At 32.4% G+C, this 14,469-nt stretch carries 12 protein-coding genes; 7 read left to right on the top strand and 5 right to left on the bottom strand.

Annotation, left to right across the window (positions count from 1 at the left end):
* Positions 1-119: 119 nt before the first annotated feature.
* Positions 120-1,436, top strand: coding sequence for an adenosylhomocysteinase (gene ahcY, locus ABD715_RS07520; RefSeq protein ID WP_344787528.1), 1,317 nt, complete (start codon positions 120-122; stop codon positions 1,434-1,436).
* Between the two features lie 206 nt (positions 1,437-1,642).
* On the opposite strand, the gene ABD715_RS07525 is transcribed toward ahcY, so the two are convergent.
* The 3 genes from ABD715_RS07525 to ABD715_RS07535 form a co-directional block, all read right to left on the bottom strand.
* The gene (locus ABD715_RS07525) at positions 1,643-3,334 is read right to left on the bottom strand and encodes an alkaline phosphatase D family protein (RefSeq protein ID WP_344787529.1); all 1,692 of its coding nucleotides are present in this window, start codon (positions 3,332-3,334) and stop codon (positions 1,643-1,645) included.
* A 90-nt stretch (positions 3,335-3,424) separates the two neighbouring features.
* Positions 3,425-4,159: a LytR/AlgR family response regulator transcription factor gene (locus ABD715_RS07530; protein WP_344787530.1), complete on the bottom strand. Its 735-nt coding sequence runs from the start codon at positions 4,157-4,159 to the stop codon at positions 3,425-3,427.
* A 158-nt stretch (positions 4,160-4,317) separates the two neighbouring features.
* Positions 4,318-6,489 (bottom strand): tetratricopeptide repeat-containing sensor histidine kinase, encoded by a 2,172-nt coding sequence (locus ABD715_RS07535; RefSeq protein WP_344787531.1) that lies wholly within the window; start codon positions 6,487-6,489, stop codon positions 4,318-4,320.
* A gap of 209 nt (positions 6,490-6,698) precedes the next feature.
* On the opposite strand from ABD715_RS07535, the gene ABD715_RS07540 reads away from it, so the two are divergent.
* On the top strand, positions 6,699-7,856 hold the full coding sequence (locus ABD715_RS07540; protein WP_344787532.1) for a vWA domain-containing protein: 1,158 nt from the start codon (positions 6,699-6,701) through the stop codon (positions 7,854-7,856).
* A gap of 68 nt (positions 7,857-7,924) precedes the next feature.
* Here ABD715_RS07540 and ABD715_RS07545 read toward each other — a convergent pair whose 3' ends face one another.
* Complete coding sequence (locus ABD715_RS07545) at positions 7,925-8,929, bottom strand: PorP/SprF family type IX secretion system membrane protein (RefSeq protein ID WP_344787533.1); 1,005 nt, start codon at positions 8,927-8,929, stop codon at positions 7,925-7,927.
* 169 nt (positions 8,930-9,098) lie between these two features.
* Between ABD715_RS07545 and ABD715_RS07550 the strand changes: the two genes are divergently transcribed.
* The 5 genes from ABD715_RS07550 (at position 9,099) to ABD715_RS07570 (ending at position 13,712) form a co-directional block, all read left to right on the top strand.
* The gene (locus tag ABD715_RS07550; RefSeq protein WP_344787534.1) at positions 9,099-10,001 is read left to right on the top strand and encodes a NifU family protein; all 903 of its coding nucleotides are present in this window, start codon (positions 9,099-9,101) and stop codon (positions 9,999-10,001) included.
* 96 nt (positions 10,002-10,097) lie between these two features.
* Positions 10,098-10,298, top strand: a complete 201-nt coding sequence (locus tag ABD715_RS07555; RefSeq protein WP_344787535.1) for a dodecin family protein — start codon at positions 10,098-10,100, stop codon at positions 10,296-10,298.
* A 79-nt stretch (positions 10,299-10,377) separates the two neighbouring features.
* Complete coding sequence (locus ABD715_RS07560) at positions 10,378-12,480, top strand: thioredoxin domain-containing protein (RefSeq protein ID WP_344787536.1); 2,103 nt, start codon at positions 10,378-10,380, stop codon at positions 12,478-12,480.
* The gene (locus ABD715_RS07565) at positions 12,477-12,836 is read left to right on the top strand and encodes a DUF1304 domain-containing protein (protein WP_344787537.1); all 360 of its coding nucleotides are present in this window, start codon (positions 12,477-12,479) and stop codon (positions 12,834-12,836) included. The genes ABD715_RS07560 and ABD715_RS07565 overlap by 4 nt, the downstream gene beginning before the upstream one ends.
* Positions 12,837-12,896: 60 nt before the next feature.
* Positions 12,897-13,712 (top strand): mechanosensitive ion channel family protein, encoded by an 816-nt coding sequence (locus tag ABD715_RS07570; protein ID WP_344787538.1) that lies wholly within the window; start codon positions 12,897-12,899, stop codon positions 13,710-13,712.
* Between the two features lie 71 nt (positions 13,713-13,783).
* Here ABD715_RS07570 and tsaB read toward each other — a convergent pair whose 3' ends face one another.
* A complete protein-coding gene (tsaB, locus tag ABD715_RS07575; protein WP_344787539.1) occupies positions 13,784-14,461 on the bottom strand; it encodes a tRNA (adenosine(37)-N6)-threonylcarbamoyltransferase complex dimerization subunit type 1 TsaB in 678 nt (225 codons plus the stop codon).
* Positions 14,462-14,469: the final 8 nt, after the last annotated feature.

A 14,469-nucleotide genomic window follows, 5' to 3' on the forward strand; every position in this document is an offset into this window, starting at 1 on the left:
TTGATTATCATTATCTTTGCAGAGCCTTTGGCACTTAAACAGTTCTGATAAGCGAATTTAAGTATTTTAAGCGCTAATCACAATCAAGTTATAGTTAAAAAAACAAAAGAAAAATCAATATGAGTACAAAAACAATTCCTTACGTTGCTAATAAAGTAAAAGACGCATCTCTTGCAGATTGGGGACGCAAAGAAATAGAATTAGCCGAAGCAGAAATGCCTGGTTTAATGAGTCTACGTGAAGAATATAAAAACGAGCAACCTTTAAAAGGAGCACGTATTGCAGGATGCTTACACATGACCATCCAAACAGCTGTGTTAATTGAAACTTTACAAGCCCTAGGTGCAGAGGTTACTTGGAGTTCTTGTAACATATTCTCTACACAAGACCAAGCTGCTGCTGCCATTGCTGCTGCGGGAACTGCGGTTTACGCTTGGAAAGACATGACCGAAGAAGAATTCGATTGGTGTATAGAGCAAACGCTTTTCTTTGGCGAAGACAGAAAACCACTTAACATGATTCTTGATGACGGTGGCGATTTAACTAACATGGTGTTAGACAAATACCCAGAATTAGCAGCAGGAATTAACGGTTTATCAGAAGAAACTACAACTGGTGTTCACAGACTATACGAGCGTGTAAAAAACGGAACATTACCAATGCCTGCAATAAACGTTAACGACTCGGTAACAAAATCTAAATTTGATAACAAATACGGATGTAAAGAATCTGCAGTAGATGCTATTCGTCGTGCAACCGATATTATGCTAGCAGGAAAACGTGTTACAGTTTGTGGTTATGGCGATGTTGGTAAAGGTACAGCAGCCTCTTTTAAAGGAGCAGGAAGTATAGTAACCGTAACAGAAATAGACCCTATTTGCGCACTACAAGCAGCTATGGATGGTTTTGAAGTTAAAAAATTAGAAACTGTAATTGGCAATACAGACATCGTAATTACAACAACGGGAAATAAAGACATCGTTCAATCTCGTCATTTCGAAGCTTTAAAAGACAAAGCCATTGTTTGTAACATTGGGCATTTTGATAACGAAATTGACATGGCTTGGTTAAACAAAAACTACGGTCATACAAAAAACACGATTAAACCACAGGTAGATAAATATACTATCGATGGAAAAGATATTATTATACTTGCCGAAGGTCGTTTAGTAAATCTAGGTTGTGCAACTGGTCACCCAAGTTTTGTAATGAGTAACTCATTTACAAACCAAACTTTAGCACAAATCGAATTATGGAACAATGCTGATGCATACAAAAACGAAGTTTACATGCTTCCAAAAGCATTAGACGAAAAAGTTGCAAAATTACACCTTGCAAAAATTGGTGTAGAGCTTACAGAGCTTCGAGAGGAGCAAGCTAGCTATATTGGTGTAACGGTAGATGGTCCATATAAACCAGAACATTACAGATACTAATCTAATACCTTTAGATTTTTTATAATACTAAATCCCGAGCAGTAATGTTTGGGATTTTTTTATATTTAAGAGATCCCAATAAAGTTGGTTTTATGGCATATACTGAAACTTAATTACTTTTATGTTACGCTATAAATAAAACACATAAATATAAAAAGTCACGTTTTGTAAAACGTGACTTTTTATGTTATATATGCAACTATAATTTACGAGTAAGTAACTGTATGTCCTATTTCGGCTGTATAATTTTCAGTAAGAATAGAGCTTACAAAAACCCATTCCGATTTAACTTCGGTTTGCGTAAATGTAGCCATAAGATATCCACGTCTAGAGGCATCAAAATAGTTTAAACCATCTATTAAGATACTTAATGCTTGCTCAAAACTAGAAATAATGGCTGCATCATCACCTATAAAGCTCTCAAAACCAGGAGAACTTACTCCTGCTGTAGCCAATTCTACACCAACTTCTGCACCTCCTTCGGCATAAAGAGTATTGTTCCATGCATTATGTGTATCGCCAGCAAGTGTTACTAACTTTTTATCGGCTAAAGCAGCGTAAATAATCTCGCGTTCTACAGGGTAACCATCCCAAGCGTCTAAATTATAAGGCAAAACCGTTGTAACACGAGCTATTTCTTGATTAGTTAAAGTAGCATCATTATTAAGCACCCTAAGTTTAATAGCAACAAGCTCGGCAAGTATTTCATTAAAATTAGCAGAACCAAAAGCTAAAAGCATTTCTGCTGGAATATACATTTTACCCATTAAAACCTGCTGCCCTAAAACTTGCCATTTGGCATTACTAGAATTAATTTGATTTATTAACCAATCGCGCTGTGTTGTTCCTAAAAGAGTCCTACTAGTGTTGCTTATTGCTGTTTGATATGTTGCAGCGTCGAAACCTGATGCTGTAAAATAATCGAAAATATTTAATTGTTTATCACGACCAATAATTCGTGTATCTAGCATCACTAGGTTTACTAAATTACCTAAATTAAACGTTCTGTATATAAGCTCGTTATTATTTTGATCTGTTCTAGAAAACGGTAAAAACTCGCTATAAGCCTGCAAAGCATAGGCTTTTCTTAATTCGTAATTACCTTCGGTGTCTTGGTTGTGGTTTTCTGCACCATCTTTATATGCATCGTTTGCTATTTCATGATCATCCCAAACGCAAATAAATGGCTTCTTTTGATGAGCAAGTTGTAAAGATTGGTCTGAGCGGTATTGCTTATAACGCGTTCTATAATCCTCTAACGATAAGATTTCATTTTCAGGTTCATGCAATCGGTTTAAAAAAGCATTTTCACTGTTAACGCCATAGCCACCAGCACCATATTCATAAAAATAATCACCCAAATGTACAATAATATCGGCGTCAGAATTTGCCATAGCATCATACACATTAAACAAACCAGCTTGGTAATTCGAACAAGAACAAACAGCTAATTTTAAAGTGTTTGCATCAATAGGTAACGTTATGGTTTCTCCAACAACAGATATAGCTTCATCTGCTACATTAGCAAAACGGTAGTATAACTCTTTATTGGCATCCAACTCCGTTAATTCAATAGCTATTGTATAATCTCTCGAAATATCTGTTGTAACTTCTCCGTTTCTAATAATGTTTTTAAAATTGGCATCGGTAGCAACCTCCCAAGAAATAAGATTTGTATTTCCGCTATAGCGTGTCCAAATTATTACACTTGAGTTTGTTGGATCGAAACTAGCAACACCCTCGGTAAAAAATTTAGTTTCTAATTTCGTTGGATCGATGTTAAAGTTAATATCGTCGTCAGACTTACAACTAATAAAGTTAGGCGCTAGCATAATGCCTCCCGCTGCCATTAAAGTTTTTTGCAAAAAACTTCTTCTACTATTATTTTGTGATTTCATGAGTGGTTTTAAATTTCTATAAAACTCTAAAAAACCACACACCCTTTTGTTATTTTAACCTTATATTTTTGTTACAAAAAAACTCTTTAACTACTTAAAAAAGGTTAATAAATTAGATTTTTTAGACGCTGAAACCATAACTTGTTGTCCATTACTTAAAATCACACTTCCTCCTTTACCCTTAACATATTTAACCACTTCGTTTACATTTACTAAATACGATTTATGCACACGAGCAAAGCTATTTTCTGCCAAGGCATCTTCAAAATACTTAAGTGTTTTGCTTACTAGTTTCTTTTTATCGTTAATAAGGTAAATCTGGGTATAATTATCATCTGCCTTGCAATACAAAATATCTGAAGTGTTTATAATTTCGAATCCATCTTGCTGTGGAATTGTTATTTTGCCATTTACAGTATTAGTTTTTGGCACCAAAACCTGGTCTTGTAAAGCCTCTTCTTTAGTTCTTATTTCTGTAACATAATCTACAGCCTTAATAAGCTCGTCAATCGAAATAGGTTTCATTAAATAATATGATGCATGTGCATTTAAAGCGTCTACTGCGTAATGGTTATATGCGGTAACAAAAACGGTTTCAAAATTAATATCGCCTACTTTTTCTAGTAAATCAAAAGCATTACCATAAGGCATTTCGACATCTAAAAATACTAAATCTAAATTATTATTTCTTATTAAAACTAAGCCCTCTTCAATATTTTCAGCCTCTCCTAAAACCTCAACATTGGGGCAATATTTACTCAAGTAATTTTTTAAAATACGTCTACTTGTTTCTTCGTCTTCAACAATTATAGCTCTTAGTTTCATGTTACTATTTATTTAAATTTTTAAAGGCACTCATCGCTCGTTTATACTCCTTAACTTTTAAATCTAGAGTTTTTACCCGTTTTACTCTATTATCTTCAACTTGGTTTTAACAGGAGAACATTACCTAAACAACTAGTAAAACCCGCTTAAATTAAATATTAATCCTTTTTTAATAAGACAATAACCTTTGTTCCCGCATCCTCGGCTGCTTTAAAATCGTCAATAAACACATCTACTTTATCTTTGTACATGGCATTTAAAATAGAAACACGTTTTTTGATATTTCCCATACCTTTAGAGTTCTGTTTTTGCTGATTTTCTGTTTTTAATGCTTTCGATTTTTTGCGCCCAATACCATTATCTATAATTGTAATTATAAGCTCATCTGCCTTTTTTTGTTCTATATTTATAATTAATTCACCTTTTGTTTTCTTATATCTTAATCCGTGCCAAACCGCATTTTCTATATAGGGTTGCAATAACATTGGTGGAATTTGAAATGCATTAACATCAATATTTTTATCTATATAAATATTATAATCAAACTTATCTTTAAATCTAAAATGCTCTAACTTGGTATATAATTCTAAAAGTTCTATTTCTTTTTTTAACGGAATAAAATCTTCTTCACTATTCTCTAAAACCGCACGCATTAACAAAGAAAAATCTGTAAGATATCGGTTTGCTGTACGCTCGTCGTTTAGTGCTATAAAACTATTTACAGAGTTTAAAGCATTGAATATAAAATGAGGATTCATTTGACTTCGCAACGATTTTAATGCCAACAAATTATTTGCCAAACGTTGCTGTTTTATGTATTTAAACATTAAATAAGCTGCAATTAAAAGCAATAAAACACCACCAAATAAGGAGTAAATAATAAGTTTTTGTCTTTTAGATTGCTCTATAGTCAGTTCATATTTACTTTCAGACAATGCTCTGTCGCTTTCTAAACTTACAATACGGTTTTGCTTAGCTGTAATGTCTTTACTAAACCTTGCCGATTGCGAAATTTCTTGTTCTTTTTTAGCGTAAAGTTTGTCTACTAAATCGACATAATTTTGATAAATAGTTAATGCTTTATTGTAGTCTCCAGCATCTCTGTACACCTCAGACAACCGTCTTGTAGCATCTTTTTGTACAATTAAATCGGCTTTATCATCTGCCTCCTCAATACTTTCTTCTAAAAAACTAATGGCATTAGCAACATCATTTTGTTGTGCATAAGCATTACCAATTTTATACTTTTGTTTTTGGGGTGTTAGTGCGCTCTCGTTATTTAATTCAGACTCGTTTCCTATCTCATTTATGTCTTCAAGCGCTTCTTTACGTAATTGAATTTCTAAATCGTAAGAACTTGTTTTATGCTCAAAATCGGCTGCTTTAACTTTTTCTTGAGCAGATCGTTTTTTGTTTTCTTTCTTAGCCAACTCTAAAGAATTCTTAAAAAACCCTCTAGCCTGTTGTTCGTTTCCGCTAGAATTGTAAACTTCGGCAAGTTTAGAGTTTAAATCTGTTATTTTAGGAGTAATATAATGACTTTTTGCTGTTTCTAATCCGCTATTAAAGTACTTAACAGCGGTATCAAACTTATTAATTTTGGCATACACATCGCCTAAACTTTCGTCTAGCAATACCAATTGATAATGAGATAATTTACTTTTATTTACTTGATTATAAACCGATATACTCTCTTGATAATTTTTATTAAAATAATAAGCCTTAGCCAACTTTAACTTTAAATACTCTGATGTTTGGTTTTGCATACTAATACTAAAATTAGATACAGCTAAGTCGTACTGTTTCCAGTACATGTAAATATCTCCCAACAGCTCGTAAGCGTTAGCGTTATTTGTTTTTGTAGAGCTTTCTGCCAGCGCAAGTGTTACAAATTCTAAACTTTTTTTTGCGTCTTTTTTTAAATACGCTTTCGCGGAATCTATATACGTTTCGAATAAAGGAAGTTTAGATCTTGTTTTTTTTAGCTTTAAACTGCTAGACACTTTATCTTCAGCAGGATCTACCTCTACAATTATTTTATCATCACTTTTAATAATGTAATAAACTGTTTTAAAATCTTTGTGTCTTATTACAAGTTCGTCTCCTTTTCTTGCCTGCACACTAAAATCTCCAAAACTATTGGTTGTTGCATAACCGCTTCCATTTACTTCTATATTTACATTTGGAATAGGGTCTCTAGTATCGCTCTCTATAACAGATCCTTTTACTGTAAACTTTACAGATTCGTACAAACCATTTTCTTGCCCCAAAGATTTGTTTAAGTAAATAAGCGCTGTAAAAAATAGTATGTATTTAAAAACTAATTTCATTTATACGTTTAAAGTAGATAAACTTACGCACTTTCGTTGATTAAATAAAATGAAGATTTTAAAATTAGAGGCTTTTTGGCTTACAAATAAAGACATAACGCATTTAAAAGTACCGTTTACGCATTAAAACACCTGTTTTACTCATTCGTCTTTTTTTAATAAAAAGGTAGAACATAGATTTACTGCGTTAATCAAAAACATAAAAAATCATGAAAACACATTTTAAAACACTCCTTTTAGGCTTAGCCATTATAAGTTTTACCTCTTGCAATGCAAAAAACAAAAAACAAGATTTGGCTATAAATACAACTAAAACTGTTACACCCAAACCCAACAAACAGTTTATAAAAGTAGCCTTATTACTAGATACAAGCAATAGTATGGATGGTTTAATAGATCAAGCTAAAGCGCAGCTTTGGGAAATAGTAAACGAACTATCGTATGCTAAATGCAACAATAGCAAGCCAAATTTACAAATTGCCTTATACGAATATGGAAATGATAATTTAAGTGGAGCAGAAGGCCACATAAGACAAGTTTTGGCCTTTAGCGAAGATTTAGATGATATTTCTAAAGAGTTATTTTCGCTTACCACAAATGGTGGCAACGAATATTGTGGGCAAGTTATTCAAACCTCGTTAAACCAATTAACCTGGGGAAATAATCCTGACGATTTAAAGTTAATTTTTATTGCTGGAAACGAGCCTTTTAACCAAGGAAAAGTAAATTACAAAGACGCCTCTATTAACGCAAAAGAAAAAGACGTAACTGTAAACACTATTTTTTGTGGCGATTACAACCAAGGCATTAACACCAATTGGAAAGATGGGGCAAGCTTAACCAATGGCGATTACTTAGCAATAAACCACAATAAAGCAACAGTACATATAGCATCGCCTTACGATGATGCTATTTTAATTTTAAACAAAAAATTAAACAAAACCTATGTAGCTTATGGACATAAAGGCGAAAGCAAAATAAAAGTACAAGCCGAGCAAGATATAAATGCTAGCTCGTATAGCAAAGCCAATGCTGTAGGAAGAACAATAAGTAAAAGTTCGCATTTATATAAAAACAAATCTTGGGATTTAGTTGATGCTGAAGCAGAGCAAGAAATTAAAATTGAAGATTTAAAACAAGACGTTTTGCCTAAGGAATTAAAAGGAAAATCTCCCAAAGAGATTAAAAGCTATATTGACAACAAACGTAACGAACGCGCTTCTATTCAAAAACAAATTCAAGATTTAAACATTAAAAGAAAAGTATTTCTTTCTAAACAAAAAAACGAAAAGCATAACGGGCTAGAAAACGCAATGACAAAAGCCATTAAAACACAAGCAAAGAAAAAACAATATATTTGGGAGTAAACGTTTTAAATTAAAAGTATAAAAAAATCCCGCTTTTGGCGGGATTTTATTTTTTATAATATTTCTTATTAATTTACAGCAGGGCAATTACAATCGTACTTTTCTCTTCTACAATTAAAGTTATAACCTAAAGTAAATTGATGAAACCCGCCATTAGTAAACACAACAGGGTTTGTTTGATGCGTATAGTTATAAGCAAACATAAATTGGTTATAATTTACACCTATTATAGGTGTTATATTTTGCAACTTTTGGCTACGCACATTATTAGAACCATTAATGTATTGGGCCCCATCTAAGCTTCGCCTATAAGAAAGTCCTGCCCAAAGGCTACCAAAATCCATTTGTTTATATGCTTTAGCATTAAAATCTATAGAAGATTCTCCGGTTCCGTCTTTGTACATAAACATAATAGACGGTTCGTAACTCCACTCGCTTCCGTATTTAGAAAATACCCCACCAGCAGATAATAAATATCGTCTTAAATTACTTGTTATTTGTAAATCATTATTAATTCCAGAATTCTCTAGTAAATTTTTAGCAGTACCATGTAAATAATAATCTAAATAATGGTAAGAAAAACCAAAATCGATATTCATATTGGTTTCGCTCTGCACAATACCTTCAATAATATTGTCTGGCCCATCAAAAAGAAAATCGGTTTCGTCTAGTTTGTATTGAATAAATCCAACACTCAATCCAAAAGATAACATATTTAAATCTACAGGGTTTCTAGAAAACATTAAATGATGCGCATAAGTTACATAAGCACCGTTTTGAGAATGATATCCATTTTTATCAGTATATAAAATACCCCCAATTGCAGATTGCGATTCGCCAATTCTTCCGTTTAAACTTAGGGTCATTAATTTTGGCGCATCTTCATGCCCAAACCATTGTTGTCGTGCTGTTAACCTAACCTTAGAGCAGTTTGCTACACCAGCCATAGATGGATGAATTAAATAATAATTATCGGTTAAATAGTCGGCATAAACAGGCAAACCTTCTTGAGAAATAGCAACATGGCCAAAAAGCCCCAAAATTGCTACCATTAATATATTTTTTAATTTCATAAGTTTGGTTGTATGGGCTTATCAATATAAAAACGTCTAATTTAATAATAAATTAAACATAAAAAAGATAAGTTAATACCCTTACCTATTTATTTTATCCAATCAACAATACTCAAATATATGGATATCTATAGTTTTCTTTTAGTATTTTTGTAAAAAAATAGCTAAAATGAATACTTTCACCGTTTCAATACAAGAAACATCAAACAAAGCCATAGTTAAGTTCGAATTAAATCAGTTTGTAACTAAGCATCAAAGCTTTGAGTTTAATAATATAGACGAAGCAAAGTCGTCGCCATTAGCACAACAATTATTCTATTTACCCTTTGTAAAAAAAGTATATATATCTGGAAACTTTATTGCTGTAGAGCGCTATAACATTGTAGAATGGACAGACGTACAAAACGAAGTAGCCGAGCAAATAGCAGCTTACTTAAACGAGGGAGGCGTTGTTGTAGAAGAATCTGCTATAGCTAAAAAAGTTGCGGTAACTGTGTATGCAGAGAGCACTCCAAACCCTGCAGTTATTAAGTTTGTTGCCAACAAAAAAATTGTAACATCGTTGTTCGAGTTTACATCTATAGATGATGCTAAAACATCGCCAATGGCTACAGAATTATTCCATTTTCCTTTTGTAAAAAGCGTGTTTTTTGACGAAAACTACGTGTCTATTACAAAATACGATATTGCAGAATGGGACGATATTACCATAGAACTTCGTGAATTTATAAGAAGTTATATAGAAAATGGTAAAGAAATAGTTTCTCCAGAAGCCACAAAAACGCAGCAAACATCTACAAAACAACTAGATGATAAATATGATGCGCTTGACGACACCTCAAAAGAAATTGTAAATATTCTTGAAGAATATGTAAAACCTGCTGTTGCGAGCGATGGAGGAAATATTCAGTTTATATCTTACGATGCAGACACAAAAAACGTAAGCGTATTGCTTCAAGGAGCTTGTAGTGGTTGTCCTTCTTCTACATATACCTTAAAAAGCGGTATAGAAAACATGTTAAAAGAAATGATGAAAGGCAGAGTAGAAACAGTAGAGGCTATTAACGGTTAAAATTTATTAGGTGACTTTTATATTTTTTTAGTGTCAAAAATTTAGGATTCTTTATTTACAGAGTCATTAATAAATTTATTAACTAAAAACATAGACATGGCAGTATTAAAAGTTATTGAAGTATTATCAAACTCAGAAAAAAGCTGGGAAGACGCGACTAAAAAAGCAGTAAAACACGCATCAAAAAGTGTAAAAAACATACGCTCTGTTTATGTGCAAGACCAAAGTGCTAGTGTAACAGACGGAGAGGTAACAGATTTTAGAGTTAACTTAAAAATTACTTTCGAAGTAAAATAAAGCTTAACAAAATATAAAAGACTAAGCGTTCTATAACAGGAACGCTTTTTTTGTGCGCTATTTTCGCTAACTTTGATTTATGAAGCACATCGCATTACTTTTAACAATTTTTATATTAAGCTGTAAAGGGCCAAATTCTGAAACAGAAAAAAACCAATACACAAATAATCTTATAAACGAAACGAGCCCGTATTTACTACAACACGCTCACAATCCTGTAAATTGGAATGCTTGGAACGAAACAACTCTAGCCAAAGCAAAAGCCGAAAACAAATTAATAGTTATTAGTGTTGGTTATGCAGCATGCCATTGGTGCCATGTTATGGAGCACGAAAGCTTTGAAGACAGCTTAGTAGCGCAAACCATGAATACTAATTTTATAAACATAAAAGTAGATAGAGAAGAACGTCCAGATGTAGACCAAGTATACATGAACGCTGTACAACTCATGAAAGGTAGCGGTGGTTGGCCTTTAAATATAGTGGCTTTACCAGATGGAAGACCTGTTTGGGGAGACACTTACCTGCCTAAAGACCAGTGGACCAGTGCACTTAACCAGATATCAAAATTATATACCGAAAACCCAGAAAAACTTATTGATTATGCCGATAAGTTAGAAGAAGGCATTAAGTCTATAGATATGGTAACCCTTAATACAGACGAGCCAATTTTTGAATCAAGCTACATAGTATCGGCAGTAAAAAATTGGTCTTCTCAATTTGATAATAAACATGGAGGCACAAATAGAGCTCCAAAATTTATGATGCCTAACAATTATCACTTTTTATTACGTTATGCCTATCAAAATGATAATAAAAAACTACAAGACTATGTAAATTTAACGCTTACAAAAATGGCTTATGGAGGTGTATTCGATCATGTTGGAGGCGGTTTTTCAAGATACTCTACAGATATAAAATGGCATGTTCCTCATTTTGAAAAAATGCTTTACGATAATGGCCAATTAGTGAGTTTATATGCCGATGCGTACCTTATTACAAAAAACAAACTATACAAAGATGTTATTATAGAAACTTTAAAATACGTTAAAAACGAAATGACCGCAAACAACGGTGCTTTCTACTCTTCACTAGATGCAGATAGTAAAACACCTAAAGACAAACTAGAGGAAGGCGCTTTTTATGTTTGGCAAAAAGAAGAGTTAAAAACACTCTTTAAAGATGGTTTTGATTTGTTTTCTGATTACTATAATATAAATAACTACGGACTTTGGGAGCACAACAACTACGTTTTAATAAGAAAAGATGACGATGCAACCATTATAAAAAAACACAACATAACACAAGAAGAATTAAACACCAAAAAAGAAAACTGGAAACAAACCCTTCTAGATAATAGAAACAAGCGTTCTAAGCCCAGACTAGACGATAAAACCTTAACATCATGGAATGCCCTAATGCTAAAAGGTTATATTGATGCTTATCGAGTTCTTGGCGATGATAATTATCTCGCTTCAGCAGAAAAAAATGCTAACTTTATAATTAACACTCAGCTTAGAAAAGATGGTGGTTTAAACCATAATTTTAAAAATGATGTTAGTAACATTAATGGTTATCTTGAAGATTATGCTACAACTATAGATGCTTTTATTACTCTTTATGAAAACACACTAAACGAAAAATGGCTAAACACCGCTAAAAACTTATCTAACTACACATTTAATCACTTTTTTGATAAAACAAGTGGTATGTTTTATTTCACCTCTAACCAAGACGAATCTTTAGTATCTAGAAGTATCGAATATAGAGACAATGTTATACCAGCTAGTAACTCTATAATGGCAAAAAACCTATTTAAATTATCGCATTATTATGATGATGGACATTATGCTAAAACAGCTATAACCATGCTTAACAATGTAAAACCAGAAATACAGGAATACCCTTCTGGTTATTCTAACTGGTTAGATTTAATGCTTAATTATGTAAATCCTTTTTACGAGGTTGCCATTGTTGGCGACGATGCAAAGCAAAAAATTACCGAGTTAAATAAAACTTACATTCCTAATAAATTAATTGCTGGTAGCACAGCAGACAATACTATGCCATTATTAAAAAACAGATATAGCCCTGACGAAACTTTAATTTATGTTTGTGTTAACAAAGCTTGCAAGCTTCCTGTATTAGAAGTAAACAAAGCCATAAAACTTATAAAACAATGAAAATATTAAGTATTGCTTTAATAGCTTTTGTAGCTCTAGAACACGCCTATTTTTTAGTATTAGAAATGTTTTTATGGACCACCCCAAAAACCATCAAAGCTTTTGGATTAAAATCTAAAGCATTTGCAGAAGAAACCAAAGTTTTAGCTGCAAATCAAGGGTTATACAATGGCTTTCTTGCTGCTGGTTTAATATTTTCTATTATTAAAGAAAACATTAATACCGCATTTTTTTTTCTAATATGTGTGACTATAGCTGGTATTTATGGGTCTTATTCTACAAAGAAAATTAAATTATTTTATGTACAATCAATTCCTGCAATTATGGCATTGATTATACTTTATTTTAATATTTAATTAATTTTAAAGTCAAACTTAAATTGTAATATTACTAACCAAAATTATTAAAGAAACATTATGGAATTAGAAAGTGCTAACGTAGAAAAATGGGTTGATTTAGGAACCGAATATGGTCTTAAAATACTCGGAGCTATTGTTATTTGGATTATTGGGTCATGGATTATTAAAAAAATGAAAAAAGGCATAGCCTCTGTAATGACCAAACAGAATTACGACGAAAGTCTTCAAAAATTCTTACTTAATTTAATTGGATGGGTTTTAAAGATACTTTTAATCTTAACTATCTTATCTCAATTAGGTGTAGAAACAACATCTTTTGCTGCTATTTTAGCTGCTGCTGGTTTAGCTATAGGTATGGCTTTACAAGGTTCTCTGGCTAATTTTGCTGGTGGGGTTTTATTAATGATTTTTAAGCCTATTAAAATTGGTGATTTAATTGAAGCTCAAGGTGAACTTGGTGTGGTAAAAGAAATTGAAATTTTTACAACTAAAATGGTATCTCCAACTAATAAAGAAATTATTATTCCTAATGGTACTTTATCTAACGGAAATATTACTAATTACTCTACAGAAGGAAAATTACGTGTAGATTTAACTATTGGTGTTAGTTACGATGCCGATATTAAACAAACTAAAGAGGTTTTAATGAAGGTTTTAACAGATAACCCTCAAGTTTTACAAGATCCTGCTCCATCTGTAAATGTATCTGAATTGGCAGACAGTTCTGTTAATTTTGCTGTAAGACCTTATGCTACAGTTGCAGATTATTGGGATGTGTATTTTGGCACTATAGAAAAATGTAAATTAGCTCTTGATGCTGCTGGTATAGAAATACCTTACCCTCACTCTGTCGAGATTCATAAAGACGCATAATTATTTATATAATTGTAAAAAAAAGGACTTAGATTAAAACCTAAGTCCTTTTTTATTTTTAATAAAGTATGTTATTTCTTCTTAGGCTTAAGCGCCACAAAATCTTTTAAATAATAAGGTTCGAAATAAGCGACATCTTCAAAATTATCGTTTTGGAACTTGCTAAAAGCTAAAGCACTCATTTCGTTAGCCGATGGTAATTTATCTTCAACAAAAATAGCATTGTGATGATTAATTATAGTTTTTGTTTTCTCTACACCATTACCAATAAAATACACTTTTCCTTTTTCTAAATAGTCTGCAAAACTATTTTCGTCTAGAATTTGAGCTTGAGTTTCTCTAATTTGATTATAATTAGCATCAAAAATAGCAGCATACACTTCCATACGACGCGCATCAATCATAGGTATAACAATACCACTTTCTAACGTAGCTTGATTTGCTAAAGCTTCAAGTGTAGGTATAGAAATTAATGGCTTATCTAAAGCAAAGCAAAGTCCTTTTACTGCCGATACACCAATGCGCAACCCTGTGTAAGAGCCTGGGCCTTTACTTACTGCTATTGCGCTTAAATCACTCTGTGCTACTCCTGCTTCATTTAAAACAGCATCAATATACACATGTAACCTTTCGGCATGCGAATAATTGTCATTATAATCTTCTTTTAAAACAATGGTTTCACCATTCCGCGAAAGCGATACAGAACAATTTGTTGTTGCAGTTTCAATATTTAGTATTAATGTGCTCATCTTAACTT

Source organism: Postechiella marina, from assembly GCF_039538365.1.
In the GTDB taxonomy this organism is placed as follows: Bacteria; Bacteroidota; Bacteroidia; order Flavobacteriales; family Flavobacteriaceae; genus Postechiella; species Postechiella marina.